Raw genomic sequence first — 22627 nt, forward strand, 5'->3', positions numbered from 1 at the left:
AAAACGAATTGAACAGATCAATCAAGCGGTTGAAATCTTTTTAGCAGAAATAGAACAAGAGATGCAAAAGATTTTGACGAAAGCCGCTTGATGTTATGGGGGTGCTTTCTCCTCCCAGCACCCCCACCCATTTATGTAAGGAAATTAAACGTGTGTACCTTTATACATCCTGCTAAAGATGAAAAATCTTGTTTTTTTACCATTGGATATCAAGGAAAATCTCTTGAGAATTACCTTTATTGTCTCATGGAAAACAATATCAAAGCTTTGTGTGATGTCCGTAAAAATCCAATAAGCAGAAAACATGGATTTTCAAAAAGACAATTAGAGAAAGCTGTAAATGACATTGGCATTGAATATATGCACATGCCTGAATTTGGAATTGCCTCTGAAAAAAGATGCAATCTGAAAACACGAGAAGATTATGAACATCTTTTTGAAGATTACCGAAATACAACTCTTAAGGATAATCTTCATGCAATAGAAAAATTATACCAGCTTTTTTTAGATAAAAAGCGTGTTGCAATTACTTGCTTTGAAACTGATGTCTGCATGTGTCATCGGGGAGAAATTACCAAAGCTCTTACACAACTCAAAGATTGGAAATATGAAATTAAACACATCTAATAAATAACTTACAACTTTGAAAAATGAAGGTGTTCTATAACACCTTTGTCCCCACCTATTTGTAATTATTCTCAACACTTAGATAATAAGGAAAGTTTGAAATGAACGAAGAAAAATTAACTGCTTCAATAGAAAAAGTAAGCTTATTCGAACAAGCTTTACTGTCGATGCGTTTGCAACGGCTTGTCAATATACAAGATCTCTCAATTTATCTCGGAATGTCAATGACATATATTAGAGAGCTTGTAAAAATCGGAGCTTTTCCTAAGCCTATACAAGAAGGACGATACTTAAAATGGGATCTTGTTGAAATTGATCGTTATATTGAAGCTAAAAAAACAGAAAGAGATTCAGTAGAATTGTCTTGAAGAGGTCCAAAGTAACGAACTGCTCGTAGAGACAGATTAACAAAAATGATAGAAAATTATTGATAATAGCTTGATCATGAATAATTTAGTGACAATCGATAATGATGGTATTGCCGTCACGATCTCTTTTAAAATTACAGAGGGTATGGTGATTTAGTTCGAAAATATGCCTCAAAAAAGCAGCAATGATTCGTATTTTAGCACTATCTCAATACCATCTGATAGCGTTATGATGGGGTTTTAAAAGGTGGTTTAGAAGGTGGTTTAATTTTTTCTGATTTCTAACAAATTACTGAAAAATAAAGGAAAATCAAAATGTTCTGGTGCGGACGGCGGGACTTGAACCCGCAAGGTCTTAGACCGGCAGATTTTAAGTCTGCTATGTTTACCGATTTCATCACGTCCGCGATAAGGACTCTCTCATAAGCTATATCTTTTTTTGAATCAAGAATTAATGATAAGAAGAAAACTTTTCATTCTTCGTTCAATTTTTGACTGACAATGGTTGCTTTTATAGCTAGTAAGGAACCATAGTATTAATGAAGCATGAAATGACTGCTGTTATGAGTAAATTTATTCAAGATGTAAACAAAGCTATGGTGGCTTTGCATCATGTGTTTGCTGAAACACCTCTTCAAAGAAATGATTTTCTTAGTCAAAAATATGATGCAGAAATTTATTTGAAACGTGAAGATTTAACACCTGTGCGCTCTTATAAGATTCGCGGTGCTTTCAATTTTGTTTCAGAAATGATTAGCAAGATATCTCAAGATGCTGCATTTGTTTGCGCATCAGCAGGGAATCACGCGCAAGGAGTTTCTTTTGTTTGTCGCTATTTTAAACGTAAAGGCGTGATTTTTATGCCTGTGACAACTCCACAACAGAAAATTGATAAGACACGTGTGTTTGGCAAAGAATTTATTGATATCCGTTTAATTGGTGAGACTTTTGATCAGTGTTATGCAGCCGCACAATCTTTTGCTACACAGAGTGGTGGTGTTATGGCACCGCCTTTTGACGATGCTCGCATTATTACGGGGCAGGCGACAGTTTTGTGTGAGGCTGTTTTGCAATGGAAAAAACTCAATGGGGAAAGCGAGCCGGATTTGATTCTTGTTCCTGTAGGTGGAGGTGGTTTGGCCAGTGGTGTGAGCAAGTTTTTACGTGAATATGGTTGGAAAACCGAGCTTCGCTTTGTTGAGCCGCAAAGAGCTGCAAGTTTGCTCGCTTGTTTGAAGAGTGGAAAACGTGTGAAACTTGAAAATATCGATACCTTTATAGATGGAGCTGCTGTCGCTGAAATTGGTGCATTGAACTACACGATGCTGAAGAATTTTTCACCAGATTCTGTTATTGCAGTTCCTGAAAACCGTGTATGCTCTACAATGGTTGAAATGCTCAATGTTGAAGGTGTGGTCCTTGAACCAGCTGGTGCTTTATCGATTGATGCTCTTAATAGTATTCCTCCTCAAGAGTTGAAAGGCAAAAAAATTCTTCTTGTTATTTCAGGTGGTAATTTTGATTTTGAGCGTTTGCCAGATATTAAAGAACGTTCTCTCCGTTTTCAGGGATTGAGAAAATATTTTATTTTTAGTTTTCCGCAGCATCCTGGTGCGTTACGTAGTTTTCTTGCTCAACTTTCTCCAGATGATGATATCGTACGTTTTGAATATCTTAAGAAATCATCTAGAAGTTTTGGTTCTGTATTGATTGCAATTGAAACAAAAAATATGATAATTTTTGTCTTTTAGAAGAAAAATTTCAAGCGTTAGGGTGGCGTTATCGTGATATTACTGACGATCAAACGTTATTTGATTTTGTCATTTGAGAACGAATTTTTGCTGAAAAAAGAAATATAAAAATCAGATCTCTTTTTTTATTTTGTGCTGGAATTATTTTTTTAATAGTGCTCAACATGGTTTAATATATGAACTAATGCTCATAAAATTTTGAACTTCATTGTTGATATCAATCATGTTGTAAAAATGGGAATTTTATGCCTATTTCTGCTTGTATGTCCGATTGTTTTTATTAAAGAATAGCTCGTTGTTAAATATGTTGGGGGATAATTTACCTCACAGTTTTTTTAATAGCTGGGCGTTTAGTTTGAGGTTTTGCCTGCGGTGCTTATCGTTTAGACGAAACAAATATGGACTCTCTGCTCATTGATAGCAGTCCTTTTATGCTTTGATTCCGACTATGCTTGAGATGGGGGATCATATCATTCACTCTCAAATTTTGGCGGTTTTTGATAAAATATAATGGTATTTCATCTATGCTGGTTAGAAAATTTTACAAAATCCAGTTTTTTGAGATTTATCCTGATTTTAAGAGGGGTATCTTTCTCGAAAGAAACAATAATGAAAATAAGAAATGAACGATTATAGTATTATTTTTCTTATTCTTGATAAATAACTTTCGCAAAGTTCTTGCTTTTTTTTTGTTATACAATGATAGTAAGTGCGAAGGTGTTTGGGTTGGTGATCTAGCTCTTTTAAAAATGAAATTTATGCGCCTTTACACTTGGTTTCAGGGTATTCGTTAGCTGCGCAATCGCTCTTTTAAGCGTTGCTTCACAAATTTGAAATATCAAGATCTTTTTTGCGCGGATTCTTGAGTAACAGAATTCAGCTTATTTCTTTTTTAGAGTTGTTAAGCTGGAGAAAGATTTTATTTTGAACGTAAATAGAGAAAATATTTTCACAAAGTTAGGTTTGCCTGCTCTTTTAGTTAAAAACTTGAGTATTGCTGGTATGAGCAAACCTAAACCTATTCAAGAACAAGCTATTCCAGTGATGTTGAAAGGGCATGATATTCTAGGGATTGCGCAGACAGGTTCTGGAAAGACCTTGGCATTTAGTTTACCTATTTTAAGTCAGATTTTGGCTTTGGGTGATAAACGTTTTCCTAAAACCGCGCGCGCTTTAATTTTAGCTCCTACACGTGAACTTGCTGTTCAGATTGATGGAATAATTCGTGTAGCTGCGAAAGGAACGCATCTTTCAACCTGTCTCATTTTTGGTGGGGTATCACGTTTCAAACAAATTAAACGCATGGAAGCAGGTGTGGATATTTTGATAGCAACACCAGGGCGTTTAAGAGATCTTGTTCGTGAAAAATACGTTGATCTTTCTCAAACGCGTTTTTTAATTCTGGATGAGGCAGATCGTATGCTAGATATGGGCTTTATTCATGATGTACGGCACATTGCAAAACTTTTGCATCAAGGGCGTCAAACAGCACTTTTTTCTGCGACAATGCCGAAGGAAATTAACGCACTTGCAAAATGTTTGCTCAATGATCCAGTAAAAATAGAGGTTTCTCCTCAAGGGACTACGGCTGCGGAAATTACCCAAAAATTATATTGTGTTCCTACACGTGAAAAAAAGAACCTTTTAGGTAAACTTTTGACAAATCCAGATTTTGCTTCGGTTATTGTTTTTACGCGAACCAAACACGGTGCTGATGCTGTCACGCGGAGTTTAGCAGGGATAGGATATTCTGTTGCGACGATTCATGGAAATAAGTCACAAAGTGCTCGCCAGTCTGCGTTAAAAGCTTTTCGTGAAAGATCAGTGCGAATTCTTGTTGCGACAGATATTGCAGCACGCGGTATTGATATACCAGGCATAAGTCACGTTATTAATTACGATTTACCAGATGAAGCTGAAAGTTATGTGCATCGTATTCGCACAGGACGCAATGGCGCTTCTGGTGAGGCACTCACACTTTTTGATGAAGGTGTGGAGCAGATGCGGTTGCGTGCTATAGAGCGCTTGATTTGTATGAGATTAATGCGTGAAACTATACCAGAAAAGTCTGCAGCCTTTCCGGAAAAGCCTCTTGTGCTGGACGTGATAGAAAAAGAGAACACTAAGGAACCTCATTTTAGAAAATCTAAGCGTCAGAAACGGTTTAGGGGTCACAAAGATAATACTGTGCAGTCACAGGAAAGAAATTCTTCCTCTCCAAGTGTAAGGCACAAAAAAGCAAAAGCAGTGGCAAAACGTGCGAAGTCTTTTCGTTCCCGCAAGTCAGTAAATAAGGCAGCTTGAGTATATACTTAGACGAGATTGTACGTTTAGAATATTTTCTTCTTTTTGTTTTCCTCTCCGTTTAAAGAAAGAGAAATAAAAAGCAATTCTCTTTACAGAAGAAAAGAGAGGATGTTTTTAAAGTTTTCAATCTTTTATAGCAGTGAAAAATTTGTGAGGTAGAGACATCAACAAAAACAGCAATAGAGATGGTTACGTTTAGAATAGTAGGTTCATTTTGGTTTTCTAGGAAACTTTGAAAGGCATATTCTATTGGCTGGTGGTAAGAGATTCGATCAGTAAAGAAGAAGGTGTTGAAGATGAGCAGCACATTGTTCATGTGGAAATAAAAATACTTATAAAATTTAATGCTGATTTTGTAGAAATGGTTTTCAGTATGAATTACAGGAAGTGAATATGATTTCTTTTCAGTTTGGCTTTACGGTTAAAAGGTTGAATAATTAATCAAAGACAAGAGCAAAAGTGCGTTATGATATTACAAGCGTAATCAGAAAATATTTTAAACAGCTTTAGCCTCACTTTTTATAAAAAAGTTTGTGCGAAAAACGTCTAAAGAAGGGGTCATTGAAAAGTGAAAATGCCTGGTATTTATTACGTGCTTGTCGAGATTAACGGTGATTTGATTTATAGATTACTGCCACACAATTGATTCTAGAAAGCCTTTTTTTGGCAAAACGATGGATATCAGAGAAAAAAGATAGAAGATTTTTTTCAAGTTTTACAATAACTTATGCGTGTTGTTGAAAAAGCTATCATTTTATATAATTTAGTAACATATAGCTCTAGATTGTAAAAGTTCAATAAAGATGATTAGCAAGAAAATATTTTTATGTTATAAATATTTCTGCTTTGTTGAAGCAACTTGAATAACGCGTTCGTATGCTCTTTAGGAAACGCTTTAAAAGGATATAAAAGGAGCAAGAAGATGCGGAAAAGATATAAAAAATCATAAAAATTATGTAACTTCTGATCTACAAAGAATTATTACCTGTTCTGTAAAATAACCAAATCTTAATAAGGCTGTGATTTGACGTTAGCTCTTGTACTGAATGGGAAGAGGCGTGATTAGTTGTGAAGATCTAATAATTTATTGTTTTTATGGATATTTTTTATCATTAGATTGAAAGTTTTGTAGAATTGGATTTTCATACTTAAAACTCAAAAAAAGCGAAAAATTATAAAAATCGGAATTTGATAGAAAAATGAGGGAAAGCTTTGAAAGATTTTTAAAAGACCCTTTGAAAAAAATAAATCAATAAAAACCTAGAGGTTAAAATATAAAAAATCTGATGATAAGCTACAAAGGCAACAAAAATCTCTTTGACACCTTCAGAGGCAACAAACTGGTTATTTAATTTCTATAATAGACGCAAGATTTTGATTTATAAAGATAATTTACTTTTTGTGTGTTTAATAAGAAACTTTAAGACGGTGAGATTTTTTCATTTTAAATTTGTTTTGTGTTAAATCAATTAAAATCATTCGCTTGTAAGTCACAAGTAGGATTGGCATGTGAATACAAACTCTTAAAGAAAAGAGCAAAAATGCTTCTTACTGAATCTTCTAAACGCAAGGGTTTTAGTAACATTGGGAGCTGGCAAAGGGAATGATGATGTCGGCTTGCTTCAAGTGTAAAGAAGATGGATCTCAATGAATTTACCATTATACTATTGATGTGTGCTGTCGTGAAATAGATTTTGGTACCTTAATAGATGAAAGATGTATTTATTTTGGGAGCACAGATATGTATTTAGATTTATTAAGATAATCAGAGAATCTTATAGTCTTGAGGGATTTATGGAAGAGGATTTTATCAATGCTGGAAATGCTCAATATTTTCTATAACAGCGGAAAATATTTCGTATTATGGCTTAACGATTTTGATGAAGTAAAAGAAATTTGCAAAACTTCTCATTTTTTAGAAGTGGGAATGCTTTTTTCTTTTGGTATGAGTGAAAAGAAAAGCGAAAACCTTTTACTAACAGGCATTAAAAACACGCCCCAAAACCCTTGAAGAATAACACACTGTAAAGAGGCAATTGAAATACATATCCCTGACTTTAAGAAAAAAGATGTAAAAGCAATAATTTATGCTTAATAAAAAAGAATATGGCTCCCCGGGCCGGATTCGAACCAGCGACCAACCGGTTAACAGCCGGTTGCTCTACCACTGAGCTACCGGGGAACAGTGCCCAATCATGCAACTTCAAGGGCTATAGCAAAGCAAGAGTGATTTGCAAAGGATAAAATTGCTTTTTTTAAAAAAAATATTAGAAATTGTATAATGAAGAGGAAAAATGGTGAGAGAAAACTTCTATGCCTTGACGGATGTGTTGCCTTCCCTTATTGACAGTCTTTAATATTTTTTGATGGGGCCTCGTGGCGGAATGGTTACGCAGAGGACTGCAAATCCTTGTATCCCGGTTCGATTCCGGGCGAGGCCTCCAGCCAGTTTCAGTTTTAAATAGAATGGTCTTTAAGAGTAAGGCTTTCAAGGGGGATATGCGCAGGTAAACTGTTCCTTTCTATAGTAAAAATACTTTACCATGAGTAAAAACACTTTATCATGAAAAGGAATGCAGTTAGAGTTTCATTGTTCGCTAGAGCGTATTTTTTGTAAACACCTACAGGTAAAGATTTTAGTTCCTTATTGTCGCTATTTTTTTGTGGATGTAGGAGAAAAGGGGCATTATGGTTGCAGATTTTGCAGAGCTTCGCCGGAAAATGGTCGACAATCAAATTCGTATAGTGGATGTGACGAATTTATCAGTTCTTGAAGCGTTTTTAACAGTACCGCGTGAAGATTTTGTACCGGAAAACATGAAGGCTTTGAGTTATCTCGATACCGATATTCTTCTATATCCAGCGCAGGAGGGAGTTCCTGCATGCTATTTGATGGGACCTGCATCTTTAGCTAAACTCCTACAGCTTGCAGCTGTAAAGTCATCGGATATTGTGTTAGATATTGGGGCCAATAGTGGTTATTGTGCGGCATTGCTTTCGAAACTTGCGCGTTCTGTTATTGCGTTAGAATCTCATAAAGTTCTTTTAGAACAAACTGTCTCAACTTTAGAACGTCATCAATGTGACAATGTGATTGTGGTTCATGGAGCATTGCAACAAGGATATGCTGTTAAGGGCCCTTATGATGTGATTTTTATTGAGGGTTGTGTCGATTTTATTCCAGAGGTTCTCTTTGATCAAATGAAAGATGGTGGACGTCTTGTTGTCGTTGAAGGACATGGTAATGCTGGTGTTGCTCGAATCTACATAAAAGAAGATGGAATTGTTTCTGCGCGTTGTGCTTTTAATCTTGCTGTAAAACGTCTTCCTGGTTTTTTAAAAACGCCTGATTTTGTATTTTAGTGCTTGTCTTGTTTGTGAATAAAAGATAATTCTGTAATTAATTTGGGGTTTTTATTGTGTGTGTGGTGTTGAGAATAAAAAAGAAACTTCAGGCGTGTTTCTTTCTGGTGTTGAGCGTTTTCTTATCAGGGTCAGTTTGTGCCGAAACATTGATGGATGCTTTTTATAAAGCTTATATAAACAATGCTAAGTTGAAGAGTGAACGTGCAGCTGTGCGTATATCAGGTGATGACGTGGTCATTGCACGATCAGGATTATTACCACAAATTGAGGGGATTGGAAGCTATGGACGCAGTAAGTCTATTGTTGGCCCCTATAGTACTTCTGGATCTTTGGGGATAAGATTAAATCAAAGATTATTTGACGGTTTTGTCACGCAAAATATGTTTTCTGCAGCTCAGATTAAGCTTCAGGCGCAGCGTGAATATCTTCGAAATGTTGAACAAAATGTCTTTCTCGATACTGTAACAGCTTATGCTAATGTTTATCAAGCACGTCGTATTGCTGATCTTCGGAGAGAAAATTTGGCTGCTCTTGAAGAGCAAGTTCGTTCGAATAAAGCAAAATTTGATGTTGGAGAGGGAAGGCGTGTTGATCTTTCTCAAGCACAAGCTGCACGTTCTGTGGCTGTTTCAGAGTTGAGTCTTGCACGTGCTGATGTCAAGTCAGCAGAGGCTGTTTATCGACAAGTAATAGGTTGTGATCCTGAAAAATTAAAACGTCCGCCCATAGCAGAAGGATTGCCGGTAAATCTTGATGCTGCTTACCAAATGAGCACTGTATTACATCCAGCAATTCTTTACGCAAAATATCTTGTTGATGCTAGCCTTTATAATGTAAAGGCAAAAGAAGGAGCGTTGCTCCCTAAAGTTGATTTTTCTGCTACAGCCTCTTATAATCGCATTTATAGTGGTCCTGGAGACGATGGGATTTCTAAATCAATAGGACTGGTGGTGAATGTTCCGATTTTTGAAGGTGGGCGTACAACTGCTCAGATTCGACAGTCTAAGGAACAGCTTGGGCAAGCTCATCTTCAGCTTGATTTGGCTCAGAGTAATATAAGGCAGGCACTGACTTCTGCTTGGTTTCAGTTAGAAGGAGCGCGCGCATCTGTTATTGCTTATCGTGAAAGTGTTCGTGCTGCTGAAATTGCTCTTAAAGGTCGTGTGCAAGAAAACCGCGTTGGGCAGGCAACAACATTGGATGTTTTAAATTCTCGAACTCAGTTGATTAATGCTCAGATTGCGCTTGCGAAGGCAGAGCGGAATGCTGTTGTTGCAAGCTATAGTGTTCAGTCTTCTGTGGGGAAGCTAACAGCAGATTATTTAGGCTTTAAAATGGTTAAATATAAACAATAAAAGCAAAAAGTGGTTCTTTTGTCTGCACGGTAGTTTTTATCTTTAAAAGATCTGTCAATCTATAATTTACCATGTTGAAAAAGAGAACCGTTCAATTTACTTTTTATTCATAAAGAAAATTGTGTGTAGCAGCATTTTCAGGGCAAGCATGTTGGAAAATATAGTGGCAGGCATGTTGATCTTATGATTCTTTTGCTTACACTAATACTATGATTCTGTTTTTTGTTGCGTCTTTGAGAGGTTTTTAAGTATGGTACAGAGTTCAAGCGTTTTACGTGAGCCAAGTATGGATGAAATTTTAACATCTATTCGTGAAATCATCGAAGAAAATGCAGTTCATCCTGATTACTTTTCAAAGGAAGGCTTTGCGGGGAATGCTTCTAAGGAGAATTTAGAGGTACCATCAGAAGGTGTTTATGAAACAACCTTATCTGTTGATGATGCGATGAAAGCTCTGGCTGATCGCATTGGTCTCTCTTCTGAAAACCATGATTTTTCTTTAATGCAAGATAAGGAAATGCAAGGCAAAGAAAATATAGAGATGGAAAATAATATGGCTGGCGTGGATATGAAAAAGACGAGGCTTTCTTCTGAAGAACAGCGCTCTGTTCATAGGACAAGAGAATATAATGAGCCTTTTTCACAGTCTGAAAATGGCGATGCTGGTCATGTAGAACTATCTGCCTATTGCATTTCTTCTGCAGAGAAGATTGCGAAGGATGTTTTACGTCCTGCTATAGCAGAATGGTTACAGCGTAAATTGCCTGTTTTGCTTGAAGATATTTTACGTGAAGAGATCGTTAAGGCAATTAAGAAGTCGTCTTAACTTTTTGTTTTCTCATTATTTTCTTGTATATTTGTTTTGCCGGTGTTCAGCTTTTATGTGACTGAATGGAATTTCCGGAAAGTATAATCGCTTTTAGATTGTATATTGCGCTTTTCAGCAGCGTTATGGGTGAGAAGAATGTTAGAGAAAAACTATGATGCTGCTTCTATAGAGCAACGCATTGCCCAAAAGTGGGAAGAACGTGGTGCTTTTAAAGCAGGGATGGGTTCAAAAAGTGGTGCTGAATCTTTTTGTGTTATGCTCGCCCCCCCCCAATGTGACAGGCTCACTTCATATGGGACATGCTCTCAATACGACAATTCAAGATATTGTCGTCCGATTTCAGAGAATGCGTGGCAAAAATGTCTTGTGGCAGCCTGGTATGGATCATGCAGGGATTGCTACGCAAATGGTTGTTGAACGTCAGCTTGCACAGCGTCAAGAGCCAACACGCCAAGAAATAGGGAGGGAAAAATTTGTTGAGCGTGTTTGGGAATGGCGTTATGAGACTGGTGGTGTTATTACAAATCAGCTCCGTCGTCTTGGTGTTTCTTGTGATTGGTCGCGTGAGCGGTTTACAATGGATGAGGGGTTGTCTGAGGCTGTTCGTGAAGTTTTTGTCACACTTTATAAGCAAGGGCTGGTATATAGGGACAAGCGTCTTGTTAATTGGGACCCTAAATTATTAACGGCTATTTCAGATCTAGAAGTTGAACAAAAAGAAGTTCAGGGCTATTTGTGGCACTTTAGATATCCCCTTGAAGGGAAAGTTTTTGATCCAAGTGATGCTACAACTTTTATCACAGTTGCTACAACACGGCCAGAAACAATGCTCGGTGATACAGGAATTGCAGTCAATCCTGAAGATGATCGTTACAAAAACCTTATAGGCCAAAATGCTATTTTACCGCTTGTGGGGCGTAGATTGTCGATTGTCGCTGATACTTACGCTAATCCTGATGAGGGAAGTGGTGCGGTCAAAATTACGCCAGCACATGATTTTAATGATTTTGAAGTTGGCAAGCGCAATAATTTGCGCTTAATCAATATCTTTACCGAAAAAGCTGAGATTTTTTTACGTGAAAATGAAGCATTTTTTGAGGGAGTGGTTTTATCAGATGCGTTAAAGCTATTGGTGGAACATCTCGATCAAAAAGATCGTTTTGTTGCACGTGATCACATTGTTTCTTTGATGGAAGAGAGGGGGTATTTGGTAACCGTTGATGATCATCCACATACGGTTCCTCATGGAGATCGCAGTGGTGTTCCTATTGAACCTTTCTTGACAGATCAATGGTATGTTAATGCTGCAGAATTAGCCAAGCCAGCGATAGAGGCTGTGCATCAAAGAAAAACGCAATTTGTTCCAGACAGCTGGAAAAAAACCTATTTTAATTGGATGCAGAATATTCAACCTTGGTGTATTTCGCGCCAATTATGGTGGGGACATCAGATTCCGGCTTGGTATGGTCCTGATGGGAGGGTTTTTGTTGAAAAAAGTGAGGAGGAGGCTTTAAATTCAGCTCTCTCTCATTATGGTGAATCGGTGAATTTAATCCGTGATGCGGATGTTTTAGATACTTGGTTCTCATCAGCTCTTTGGCCTTTTTCAACGCTGGGTTGGCCTAATAAAACGCCCGAATTAGCTACCTTTTATCCAACATCTCTGTCAGTTACAGGGTTTGATATCATTTTCTTTTGGGTTGCTCGCATGATGATGATGGGACTTCACTTTATGGGTGATGTTCCTTTTCCGACGGTCTATGTGCATGCTCTTGTACGTGATCAGAAGGGAGCAAAAATGTCCAAGTCCAAGGGAAATATTATTGATCCCTTAGAGCTTATTGATCAATATAGCGCGGATTCACTCCGTTTTACTTTGGCTATTATGGCGGCACAAGGGCGTGATGTAAAACTTGATCCATCCCGTATTGCAGGGTATCGTAATTTTGCTACGAAATTGTGGAATGCTACGCGTTTTGCACAGATGAACGGTGTCAAGCATGATCCAACTTTTAAGCCAGAACAAGCAAAATTTGCGCTTAATCGTTGGATTTTAACAGAATTGTCTAAAACTGTTGCAGCAGTGACACTTGGAATTGAAAACTATAAGTTTAATGAATCTGCTAGTGTACTTTACCGTTTTATTTGGAATACATTATGCGATTGGTACTTAGAACTTCTCAAACCTGTCTTTCAAGGTTCTAATGCAGATGCTAAAAATGAAGCTCAGGCGTGTACGGCTTGGGTTTTGGATGAAGTCTATAAACTTCTTCATCCTTTTATGCCTCATATGACGGAGGAGTTATGGTTTCTCACAGAAACGCCAGGCATGAAGCGTGAAGATATGCTAGCATTGACGCAATGGCCAGAAGCAAGTTTTTCAGATGAAGAGGCTGCTTCCGATATTAATTGGCTTATTGATGCTGTGACTGCCATTCGGTCTGTGCGTTTTGAAATGAATATTCCTGCGGCTGCGTTAGCGCCCCTCATTATTGTAGAGGGAGGGGAATTAACGCAAAAGCGTGTAAAACGTTATGAGGCTCTGCTTAAAAAATTAGCACGTATTGAAACAATTCACTTTGCTGATAAAGCTCCAGCTATATCGGCGCAAATGATTTTGGGAGAAGCAATTTTTTGTTTACCATTGGGCCAGTTAATTGATTTGGAAGCTGAACGTGCTCGTTTGATGAAAGATGTCAGTAAAATTGAACAAGATATTGAAAAAATATCAGTTAAATTAAACAATCCCAAATTTATAGAAAATGCAAAGCCAGAAATTGTTGAGCTTGAACGTAACAGGATTGTAGAACTACGTGCTGCGCAGAAGAAAATATCTCTTGCTTTAGAGCGGTTGGTGTAAATATGTCTTTTTATCTTATCCTTTTGATGGATGATTTTATATCATTATGTTGTTTATTTTAAAAGAGAATTTCTTCTATCTTCCAATATTATCCTCTCGCATTTCAGTGGTTGGCTTATTATATGCTTTTACCCATTTTAAGGTTGCTTTTCAAAATGCAAATGTCTCTTTATTGAACAGTTTTTGCTTTTTTGTAATAAGGATGTCGGAAATAACCTATAATATCAAGAGATTTGATACAAAATGCAGAATGAGAATTTATGCTTAAAAATCAATTTTTTGCACAAAAATGTAAAAGCTTCTTTGGACTGAAATATTTTTTGCGATTTCCATTTATCTCTCTTTTCTGTTAAAATAATCATATTCAAAATATCTTGTTTCTTTTCTTAATATTAATAAGAAGAAGACTTCAGGTGCATATGAAGAAACTGTAACAGCAGTAGTATTTTCAAACTGAGATAAGGGGGGAGCGTTAGATGTTAAACAGGCTTAAGCTTTGGAAAAAAGCCGCACTTATTTTTACTTTGAGTGTGATTTTTTCTCATGTTTGTGGAATAAATATCACTGGTGCACAGAAAGCGTCTCATAATTCGTTTTATTTTTTTAAACGTGGTATGTTTGCTTATAAAAATGGACAAATAAATCAAGCTATTTCAGCATTACGTTGCGCTGCCAATATGGGGCATATTGGTGCGAATTGGAAACTGGGCCATATTTACGCAGATGGTGATGGTGTCCCTGAAGATGATTATAAAGCATATAAGTTTTTTGCATATATTGTGGAGAAAGGTATTGATCTTGGTTCAGAGAATGAAAGCTATGTTTCTGATGCGTTGGTTGAACTTGCGGGGTATATAAAAAAAGGTATTCCTCAATCTCCTGTAAAGCCTAATCCCTCTTACGCTGTTCGCCTTTATATGCAAGCTGCGATGAATTATGGCAACTCTAAAGCTCAGTACTATTTAGGACAAATATTTCTAAAAGGAGAGGGGAGAGAGAAAAACCCTGTACAGGCAGCACGGTGGTTTCAGCTTTCAGCAAAAAAGGGCAACCTTCCTGCTCAAGCGATGCTTGGCAATATGTTATTTGAAGCAGGCAAAACAGTGCGCGGAGTAGCGATGTTAACTGCTGCCTACGAAAAAGCGAATCCAAAAGATCGAGATTGGATTGGTCCTATGCAAGCGCGTGCTTTTGCTACTTGTGATGAATTTGAGAGAAATAGAGCAATGTCATTGGTCACTGATATGTTAAAAAATAGCAGTTTTTGAATATCTTACTTCAATGTTTTTTTCATTTCCCAGGCTTGAAGCTTGAACTTTTATTGTAGTATTTTACAACAGAGATAGCTTTTCTCTCACGTTATGATTAATGGTTAAGGATTTTAGAGAGAAATTCTTGTGCACGTGCTGTTCTCGCTTTTGAAGAAGAAAAGAATTCTTCGGATGAACAGTCTTCGAGAATTCTTCCTTGATCCATGAAAATAACACGCTCTGAGACTTTTTGAGCAAACCCCATTTCATGGGTTACACACATCATCGTCATGCCTTCTTCTGCTAAACTGATCATGACATCTAATACTTCCCCTACCATTTCAGGATCTAAAGCAGATGTTGGTTCATCAAAAAGCATAACGAGCGGATCCATGGTTAGGGCACGCGCAATCGCAACACGTTGTTGTTGTCCCCCGGAAAGTTGACCAGGGTATTTCTTTTTATGTTCAATGAGTCCCACGCGTTCAAGATATAATAAGCCGCGTTCAAGTGCTTCTTTTTTGCTGCGCTTAAGGACTTTGATTTGTGCAATTGTCAAATTTTCTATGACAGATAAATGTGGAAAAAGCTCGAAGTGTTGAAACACCATCCCCACGCGACTGCGCAATTTAGACAGATTTGTCTTTTTTGAATGAACCGGTGTTCCATCAATCCAAATTTCTCCTTTTTGAAAAGGAATCAAAGCATTAATAGTTTTAATAAGTGTCGACTTACCTGAGCCGGATGGTCCACACACGACAACGACTTCTCCTTTGTTAATAGTTGTTGTGCAGTTTTTGAGGACATTGATTTCGCCATACCAGTTAGAAACATTTTTTATTTCAATCATATGCGTAGACATTTTTTCTCCTGTTAGCGAATAATGGATACTTTTTTCTGTAGATATAAAACTATCTGCGACAGAGTGAAGCAGATAACAAAATAGAAAATAGCTGCCAAGATATAAGCTTCTTGCTTGACACCAAAGTTGTTAGCAACAATATCAAAACCGTTCAGAAGGCTATTGCCACTAATTGCGTAAACAAGGGTTGTGTCTTGGAAGAGGATAATAACTTGTGTTAAAAACACTGGCAGCATGTCTCTAAAAGCTTGGGGAAGAATTACGATATACATATTTTGCCAATATGTCATTCCAAGAGCTTGCCCCGCCTGTTTTTGTCCTTGCGAAACTGAATTTATACCAGCACGTATAATTTCGGCAAAATAAGCGGTTTCAAATGCAGTAAAAGTAATGAGTGCTGATTTATTTGCACCGATTGATGTACCGGTAATGAAAGGTAAAAGTACAAAAAACCACAAAATAACCATAACAAGCGGTATTGAACGCATAGCTGTTGTGTAAATTATTGCCAGAGAAGAAAGCAGTTTAATGGAAGAAAGCCGCATCATTGCCAAAAGTGTACCGAAGACAAGTCCCAATAGCGTGGAAAAAAGAGTGAGAAAAACACTAAAGAGCAATCCTGACAGAATGTAAGAGCAGAATATATCAAAAGTAAAAAATGAAAAATCAAAATCTGAAAAATTGAAAGGAAAATAAAATCCAAACTCAGAGTTTATAGAATCTATCATTATTCAACGTCCCTTTGTTTGAAGATTCGGAATTTTAAGCATCTGCTCAATCACTGTCATAATGACAAATATGAACAAGGCTATAAAAATATAAAGAATTGTGACAATCAGATAATTTTCGTAAACATGACTTACTTCTTCAATCGTTTGGTATTGGAATTGCATGAGTTCATTTATTGAAACAGCGAATGCTATGGACGAATTTTTTACAATCCCCATTGCTTCTGAAGTAAGTGGCGGCATAATTGTGCGCATAGCACGCGGTAATATGATATAACGATAAATTTGATATGTTGTAAATCCCATGGAGATAGCTGCATAGCGTTGTCCAGAAGGGATGGCTTCAATGCCTGAGCGAACCTGTTCTGCGATGCGAGCAGATGTAAAAAATCCTAAGGCACATGTTATTAATAAAATAGGTGAGTAATTTATCGCTGGGGGATAAATTTTAGGCACAACAAAGTACCATAAAAATACTTGTACAAGGAGAGGAATGTTCCGCATAACCTCTACCCAGATACACCCAATCGCGCGAAATAAGCAATTGGTCATGGATGTATTTGGTAGGGTGCGCATTGTTCCTACAATAATACCCAAAAATAGAGCTAAAATCAGTGAAGAGATGGATAAGATAACTGTATTTTTTAAGCTCTCGAGTAGTGTATCTAAGTAGGTATGACTGACACCTGGAGTTCCCAAGCATCCTGCTACCAGTGTTTGGGTAAGATCATCTTTACAAAGGAAAGAAAAGTCCATTAATTGATATTTCCTGAATTTAATTATTTGCAAATAAAATAACAAATTTGCCATATTTACATATGACCAATCTATTGAAAAATGAACAAAAATACAACCACACTCAATTTTTTAAAGAGTGCGGTTGTTTTTTCAAATTCTACAAATTATTTTCTGAGTAGTCTTCACGAGGTTTATTGTTTGGATGTTCCCAAGCATATTTTGTTGCTTCAGATAAGGGAAGATTAACAATATTATTTGCAGGCGGGATTGGTTTCATAAACCATTTATCATAAAGTTTTTCAAGTGAGTGATCTTTGATTTGGTGGACGATGCTCTCATTGATTGCATGTTCCAAATTTTTATCATTCAATCGGAGCATACAAGCAATGGGTTCGACTGAGAGTACAGTATCAAGAATCACATAATCAGATGGGTTTTTCGATTTGGCAATATGTCCAGCAAGAATTGAGGCATCCATGATAAATGCGTCTGCACGTCCTGATTCTAGTAGTAAGAAGCTGTCTCCATGGTCTTTACCCTTTACGACCTTAAAATTAATGTGCTTTGCACGTTCATTTTTGCGAATAAGCTGAACAGCGGTTGTCCCGGTAGTGGTTGCGATTGTTTTTCCGTTTAAATCTTCAAGGGATTTAATGTTGGAATTTTTCTTTACGGCAATCCGAACTTGTTCGACATAAGTGGTGTAAGCAAATGCTGCTTCTTTACTGCGAAAAATATCGTTGGTTGTTGAGCCACATTCAAAATCATAGGTGCCATTTTTTAGTAGAGGAATTCTATTTTGTGATGTGATGGGAAGATAATGAATTTTAATTGCTTTACCAATTTTTTTTGAAATGTCATCAATGATATGCTCTGCCATTTCTGTGTGAAAGCCTACATATTTTCCATTGCCAAGGGCATAACCTAAACCAGATGATTCGCGAACACCTAGAGTAATTTTCCCCGTTTTTTAATTTTTTCAAGTGTATCATTCTCAGCTTTTGCAATACCTATCAGCCCAATGATGGTTGCGGTTGCTGCAATGAATACTAAAAGTGATTTTCTCATTTTTTACTCCATGCATTTACGATTTCTTTATATTGCCATGGATTGTGTAACATATTTATTATTCTCGGTGGGATATTTTTTTAATTATTCTAATCAAACGTATGTTGTACTTTGGTTAATTAAAATTAAGGTCGATCCAAACGGGAGTATGGTCGGATGGTTTTGGGTACCCTCTTACTTCTTTTTGGCTATAAGCGCAGACAAGCTGATCAACAGCTTCTGGTGATAAAAGCAAGTGATCAATCCGAATTCCGTTGTCTTTTTGCCATGCAGCAGCTTGAAAATCCCAGAAGCTAAATGAAGGGGTGTCTGTGACATTGCGAAGAGCGTCATAAAAACCTAAATGAACAATGCGTTGGAACGCTTGTCTTGTTTGTGGAAGAAATAAGGCGTCATTACTCCATTGTTGAGGGAGCTTCGCATCTAATGGGGTAGGGATGACATTATAATCACCTGCTAAAACAAGAGGCTCTTCGTATTTCAGCAATAATTTTGCATGTTCATACAATCTTTCCATCCATTCCATTTTATAAGGATATTTTTCGCTGTTGATAGGATTGCCATTCGGAAGATAGAGCGATGCAACACGAATAACACCTTGATTTATTGAATAGACAGCTTCAATATAACGTGCTTGTTCATCCTTCTCATTGCCTGGTAATTTGCGGATAACTTCATCGGGTGTTTTTTTGGAGAGAATCGCAACACCATTGAAACTTTTTTGTCCGTGCGTTTCTATGTGATACCCTAAGTCTTCAATTGCGTCGCGCGGGAAATTCTCATTGGTACTTTTGATTTCTTGTAAGCAAATTATATCAGGCTGGTTTTTCTGTAACCATTGATACAATGTTTCATGTCGTGCTTTTATTCCAGCAATATTCCACGTTACTATTTTCATGGTACTCATCTTTAAGTATTACATGTACATTATAATGAACTCTATACAATTCATTAAATTATGATGTTAAAGTGTTCTATAAATTCTCTCCGACTATAAACATCTCTCGATATGTCACGCCCTTTATAATGGTTGTGAAGTGGATATTACTATGATAATCTGATTTATCAAGAATTCCTGCTAAAAGCTAAATTTGATCTCTTACAGTTTCATTTATTTTCATTTTTCGAAACTTTCTGATGTTTAGTTCTTGACGAATGTATGTGTTCTCGCTATTAGAGGCTATCATAACCGGTGTTAAGAGTGATGAATGTTTTTAGAGATTATTCTAAAAGGTCATTTAAACAGGGTTTGATTAGGAAATTAAAAGCGAATGTAAGTGCAAAAGGCTGTTGCCTTCTCTGCTTTTAGTCGGGTAAGCTGTTTATAGCAGTCCTGCCCGATTTTGTGTGTAAGATTAGTTATTTACTCCGATTCTATTCGGAATAGATGGAAATAAATAAAGCCCAAGAGGGTAAAACGAACGTAGATCGAATAAAGAGGAAGGTTACATGCCTACCGTAAACCAGTTGATTCGCAAACCGCGTATTGCGCCAGTTAGGCGTAATAAGGTTCCTGCTCTTCAGTCGAATCCGCAGAAGCGTGGTGTTTGTACGCGTGTTTATACAACAACGCCGAAAAAACCAAATTCTGCTCTTCGTAAAGTTGCTAAAGTCCGTTTGACAAATGGATTTGAGGTGATTGGTTATATTCCTGGAGAGGGGCATAATCTTCAAGAGCACTCTGTTGTAATGATTCGTGGTGGTCGTGTGAAAGATTTGCCAGGAGTTCGTTATCACATTATCCGTGGGTTGCTTGATACGCAGGGTGTCAAGAATCGTAAACAGCGTCGTTCAAAATATGGCGCGAAGCGTCCGAAATAATATTGAGAGACAGAGCCAATGTCCCGTCGCCATAGAGCAGAAAAACGTGAAATTAATCCAGATCCCAAATTCGGTGATTTGGTGATTACAAAATTTATGAATGCCATTATGTTTGATGGTAAGAAGTCCGTTGCTGAGCGTATTGTTTACGGTGCGCTTGATGTTGTGGAGAGTAAGGTAAAATCAGATCCTGTGGCTTTGTTTCATCAGGCGTTAGAGAATGTTGCTCCTCATATTGAGGTTCGTTCACGTCGCGTTGGTGGTGCTACTTACCAGGTTCCGATTGATGTTCGTCCTGATCGTCGTCAGGCTCTTGCTATCCGCTGGTTAATTTCAGCGGCTCGTGGGCGTAATGAGACGACAATGATTGATCGTCTTTCTGGTGAATTGATGGATGCAGCTAATAATCGCGGTTCTGCAGTGAAGAAGCGTGAGGATGTTCACCGTATGGCTGAGGCTAATCGTGCATTCTCTCATTATCGCTGGTAGGCGTGTTTAAGAAAACTAAGGCAAGTGCAATGGCTCGCGAATATAAAATTGAAGATTATCGTAATTTTGGTATTATGGCACATATTGATGCTGGTAAAACCACTATGACTGAACGTATTCTGTTCTATACTGGTAAGAATCATAAAATCGGTGAGACCCATGATGGTGCTTCTACGATGGATTGGATGGAGCAGGAGCAGGAGCGTGGTATTACGATTACCTCTGCTGCTACAACGACTTTTTGGGAGGGGCGTGATGGTCGGAAGAGGCGCTTTAATATCATTGATACGCCAGGCCACGTTGACTTTACTATTGAGGTTGAGCGTTCTTTGCGTGTTCTTGACGGCGCAATAGCATTGCTGGATGCGAATGCTGGTGTGGAGCCTCAGACAGAAACGGTTTGGCGACAGGCTGAGAAATATCGTGTGCCGCGCATGGTATTTGTGAATAAAATGGATAAAATAGGTGCTGACTTTTATCGTAGTGTAGAAATGGTTGGTTCACGTTTGGGTGCTAAGGCACTTGTTCTGCAATTACCAATCGGTGCTGAGAATGACTTTGAGGGTGTTGTTGATCTCATTGAGATGAAGGCATTAAGGTGGGATGGTTCTATCGGTGCTACGGCTACTGTCGATGAAATTCCTGCTGACTTGAAGGGGAAAGCTGAGGAGTATCGCGAAAAATTAGTTGAGATGGCGGTTGAAGTTGATGAGGCTGCGACAGAGGCTTATTTGGAGGGTGTGATGCCAACAAATGAGCAACTTGTGGCTCTCATTCGCAAGGGAACTATAGAGGTTCAGTTTCATCCAGTTCTTTGTGGTACTGCTTTTAAAAACAAAGGTGTACAGCCTCTTTTGGATGCTGTTATTTCTTATCTTCCTTCTCCCGTTGATGTTCCTGCAATTAGTGGTATTGATGTGAAGACTGAGGGTGAAACAACGCGTGAATCTTCAGATGATGCTCCGCTTTCTATGCTTGCTTTTAAGATTATGAATGATCCGTTTGTAGGATCGTTGACTTTTTGCCGGATTTATTCTGGTAAAGTTCAGAAGGGTATTTCTCTTGAGAATACTGTGAAGAGGAAGAAAGAGCGCTTGGGTCGTATGCTGCAGATGCATTCGAATTCTCGTGAAGATATTGAAGAGGCTTTTGCCGGCGATATTGTTGCTCTCGCGGGGCTTAAAGAAACAACAACGGGGGATACTCTTTGCGACCCTCTTAAGCCTGTTATTTTGGAGCGCATGGAGTTCCCAGAGCCTGTTATTGAAATTGCCATTGAGCCAAAAACAAAGGCAGATCAAGAAAAGATGGGTATTGCACTTAATCGTTTGGCGGCCGAAGATCCTTCATTTCGTGTGAAGTCCGATGAGGAATCAGGGCAAACCATTATTGCTGGAATGGGTGAGCTGCATCTTGATATTATTGTTGATCGTATGCGGCGTGAATTTAAGGTTGAAGCTAATGTTGGGCAGCCTCAGGTTGCTTATCGTGAGTCAATTACAAAAGCTGCAGAAATTGATTATACGCATAAGAAGCAATCTGGTGGAGCAGGGCAGTTTGCTCGTGTAAAAATTATTTTTGAACCTCATGAGGGTGATGATTTCATCTTTGAGTCGAAAATTGTCGGTGGAGCTGTTCCTAAAGAATATATTCCGGGTGTTCAAAAGGGGATTGAGAGTGTTATGGGTTCAGGTCCCCTTGCAGGTTTCCCTATGCTTGGTGTAAAAGCTACCCTAGTCGATGGTGGTTATCATGATGTTGATTCTTCCGTTCTGGCTTTTGAAATTGCTGCTCGTGCGGCTTTTCGAGATGGTGCAAAAAAGGCTGGTGCACAGCTTCTTGAGCCAATCATGAAGGTAGAGGTTGTGACGCCGGAAGATTATGTTGGTGATGTCATTGGTGATCTCAATTCTCGTCGTGGTCAAATTTCGGGAACTGAGGCACGTGGTATTGCAACGGTTGTCAATGCAATGGTTCCTTTGGCAAATATGTTTGGTTACGTGAACAGTCTTCGTTCGATGAGTCAAGGGCGTGCACAGTATACGATGCAGTTTGATCATTACGAACCTGTTCCTTCAGCTGTTGCTTTGGAGATACAAAAGAAATACGCGTAAATTTAAGTAGCGTGATTAATTTTTAACTTAGTCCTTGGTGGGACACGGAAAATGGAGAGCTCAAATGGCGAAGAGCAAGTTTGAACGTACGAAA

The 22627-nt window shown here is 37.9% G+C and carries 14 protein-coding genes, 3 tRNA genes and 4 pseudogenes; 14 read left to right on the plus strand and 7 right to left on the minus strand.

The window, feature by feature from the left end; all coding sequences use genetic code 11:
• The 3 genes and pseudogenes from BN200_RS09710 to BN200_RS05840 form a co-directional block, all read left to right on the plus strand.
• Positions 1 to 91 (plus strand): annotated as a pseudogene (locus tag BN200_RS09710) (lambda exonuclease family protein); the annotation flags it as partial.
• A gap of 59 nt (positions 92 to 150) precedes the next feature.
• Entirely contained in the window at positions 151 to 627 is a 477-nt protein-coding gene (locus BN200_RS05835; protein ID WP_019221611.1) for a DUF488 domain-containing protein, read from the plus strand.
• A 101-nt stretch (positions 628 to 728) separates the two neighbouring features.
• A complete protein-coding gene (locus tag BN200_RS05840; RefSeq protein WP_019221612.1) occupies positions 729 to 995 on the plus strand; it encodes a helix-turn-helix transcriptional regulator in 267 nt (88 codons plus the stop codon).
• A 321-nt stretch (positions 996 to 1316) separates the two neighbouring features.
• Here BN200_RS05840 and BN200_RS05845 read toward each other — a convergent pair.
• Positions 1317 to 1402: transfer RNA gene (locus BN200_RS05845), tRNA-Leu, on the minus strand.
• 144 nt (positions 1403 to 1546) lie between these two features.
• Between BN200_RS05845 and ilvA the strand changes: the two are divergent.
• Positions 1547 to 2823 (plus strand): annotated as a pseudogene (gene ilvA, locus BN200_RS05850) (threonine ammonia-lyase IlvA).
• An 847-nt stretch (positions 2824 to 3670) separates the two neighbouring features.
• Positions 3671 to 5050, plus strand: coding sequence for a DEAD/DEAH box helicase (locus tag BN200_RS05855; protein ID WP_019221613.1), 1380 nt, complete (start codon positions 3671 to 3673; stop codon positions 5048 to 5050).
• Between the two features lie 2110 nt (positions 5051 to 7160).
• Here BN200_RS05855 and BN200_RS05865 read toward each other — a convergent pair.
• Positions 7161 to 7235, minus strand: a tRNA-Asn gene (locus BN200_RS05865).
• A gap of 188 nt (positions 7236 to 7423) precedes the next feature.
• Here BN200_RS05865 and BN200_RS05870 point away from each other — a divergent pair.
• The 6 genes and pseudogenes from BN200_RS05870 to BN200_RS05895 all read left to right on the plus strand — a co-directional run bounded on the left by BN200_RS05870 (position 7424) and on the right by BN200_RS05895 (position 14731).
• Positions 7424 to 7497 (plus strand) — tRNA-Cys (locus tag BN200_RS05870).
• A 244-nt stretch (positions 7498 to 7741) separates the two neighbouring features.
• Positions 7742 to 8416 (plus strand): protein-L-isoaspartate O-methyltransferase family protein, encoded by a 675-nt coding sequence (locus BN200_RS05875; RefSeq protein WP_019221616.1) that lies wholly within the window; start codon positions 7742 to 7744, stop codon positions 8414 to 8416.
• Between the two features lie 56 nt (positions 8417 to 8472).
• Positions 8473 to 9774: a TolC family outer membrane protein gene (locus BN200_RS05880; RefSeq protein ID WP_195886766.1), complete on the plus strand. Its 1302-nt coding sequence runs from the start codon at positions 8473 to 8475 to the stop codon at positions 9772 to 9774.
• 250 nt (positions 9775 to 10024) lie between these two features.
• Positions 10025 to 10600 carry a DUF2497 domain-containing protein gene (locus BN200_RS05885; protein ID WP_019221619.1) on the plus strand — a complete coding sequence of 192 codons (576 nt, stop codon included), beginning with the start codon at positions 10025 to 10027 and terminating at the stop codon, positions 10598 to 10600.
• A gap of 138 nt (positions 10601 to 10738) precedes the next feature.
• Positions 10739 to 13463: pseudogene (locus BN200_RS05890) on the plus strand (valine--tRNA ligase).
• A 476-nt stretch (positions 13464 to 13939) separates the two neighbouring features.
• Positions 13940 to 14731, plus strand: a complete 792-nt coding sequence (locus tag BN200_RS05895; RefSeq protein WP_019221620.1) for a tetratricopeptide repeat protein — start codon at positions 13940 to 13942, stop codon at positions 14729 to 14731.
• Positions 14732 to 14828: 97 nt separating this feature from the next.
• Here BN200_RS05895 and BN200_RS05900 read toward each other — a convergent pair whose 3' ends face one another.
• From BN200_RS05900 to xth, 5 genes and pseudogenes are all read right to left on the minus strand, one after another.
• Positions 14829 to 15575 (minus strand): amino acid ABC transporter ATP-binding protein, encoded by a 747-nt coding sequence (locus BN200_RS05900; protein WP_019221621.1) that lies wholly within the window; start codon positions 15573 to 15575, stop codon positions 14829 to 14831.
• Positions 15576 to 15586: 11 nt separating this feature from the next.
• Complete coding sequence (locus BN200_RS05905; RefSeq protein WP_019221622.1) at positions 15587 to 16303, minus strand: amino acid ABC transporter permease; 717 nt, start codon at positions 16301 to 16303, stop codon at positions 15587 to 15589.
• Between the two features lie 3 nt (positions 16304 to 16306).
• A complete protein-coding gene (locus BN200_RS05910; protein ID WP_019221623.1) occupies positions 16307 to 17059 on the minus strand; it encodes an amino acid ABC transporter permease in 753 nt (250 codons plus the stop codon).
• 139 nt (positions 17060 to 17198) lie between these two features.
• Positions 17199 to 18109, minus strand: a pseudogene (locus BN200_RS05915) (transporter substrate-binding domain-containing protein).
• 115 nt (positions 18110 to 18224) lie between these two features.
• On the minus strand, positions 18225 to 19007 hold the full coding sequence (xth, locus tag BN200_RS05920) for an exodeoxyribonuclease III (RefSeq protein ID WP_019221624.1): 783 nt from the start codon (positions 19005 to 19007) through the stop codon (positions 18225 to 18227).
• A gap of 551 nt (positions 19008 to 19558) precedes the next feature.
• Here xth and rpsL point away from each other — a divergent pair.
• From rpsL to fusA, 3 genes are read left to right on the plus strand one after another with little or no spacing between them, the layout of a single operon-like run.
• Positions 19559 to 19930, plus strand: coding sequence for a 30S ribosomal protein S12 (rpsL, locus tag BN200_RS05925; RefSeq protein WP_019221625.1), 372 nt, complete (start codon positions 19559 to 19561; stop codon positions 19928 to 19930).
• Positions 19931 to 19948: 18 nt separating this feature from the next.
• Positions 19949 to 20419, plus strand: coding sequence for a 30S ribosomal protein S7 (gene rpsG, locus BN200_RS05930; protein WP_019221626.1), 471 nt, complete (start codon positions 19949 to 19951; stop codon positions 20417 to 20419).
• Between the two features lie 29 nt (positions 20420 to 20448).
• Complete coding sequence (fusA, locus tag BN200_RS05935) at positions 20449 to 22533, plus strand: elongation factor G (protein WP_019221627.1); 2085 nt, start codon at positions 20449 to 20451, stop codon at positions 22531 to 22533.
• The last annotated feature ends 94 nt before the right edge of the window (positions 22534 to 22627 follow it).

Origin of the sequence: Bartonella senegalensis OS02, from assembly GCF_000312545.1 — a bacterium.
In the GTDB taxonomy this organism is placed as follows: domain Bacteria; phylum Pseudomonadota; class Alphaproteobacteria; order Rhizobiales; family Rhizobiaceae; genus Bartonella; species Bartonella senegalensis.

Coding starts and splice junctions, on each gene's coding strand:
- BN200_RS05895 (WP_019221620.1), top strand. CDS start 13,940: ATGTTAAACAGGCTTAAGCTTTGGAAAAAAGCCGCACTTATTTTTACT.
- xth (WP_019221624.1), bottom strand. CDS start 19,007: ATGAAAATAGTAACGTGGAATATTGCTGGAATAAAAGCACGACATGAA.
- rpsG (WP_019221626.1), top strand. CDS start 19,949: ATGTCCCGTCGCCATAGAGCAGAAAAACGTGAAATTAATCCAGATCCC.
- rpsL (WP_019221625.1), top strand. CDS start 19,559: ATGCCTACCGTAAACCAGTTGATTCGCAAACCGCGTATTGCGCCAGTT.
- BN200_RS05900 (WP_019221621.1), bottom strand. CDS start 15,575: ATGTCTACGCATATGATTGAAATAAAAAATGTTTCTAACTGGTATGGC.
- BN200_RS05905 (WP_019221622.1), bottom strand. CDS start 16,303: ATGATAGATTCTATAAACTCTGAGTTTGGATTTTATTTTCCTTTCAAT.
- BN200_RS05840 (WP_019221612.1), top strand. CDS start 729: ATGAACGAAGAAAAATTAACTGCTTCAATAGAAAAAGTAAGCTTATTC.
- BN200_RS05885 (WP_019221619.1), top strand. CDS start 10,025: ATGGTACAGAGTTCAAGCGTTTTACGTGAGCCAAGTATGGATGAAATT.
- BN200_RS05910 (WP_019221623.1), bottom strand. CDS start 17,059: ATGGACTTTTCTTTCCTTTGTAAAGATGATCTTACCCAAACACTGGTA.
- fusA (WP_019221627.1), top strand. CDS start 20,449: ATGGCTCGCGAATATAAAATTGAAGATTATCGTAATTTTGGTATTATG.
- BN200_RS05875 (WP_019221616.1), top strand. CDS start 7,742: ATGGTTGCAGATTTTGCAGAGCTTCGCCGGAAAATGGTCGACAATCAA.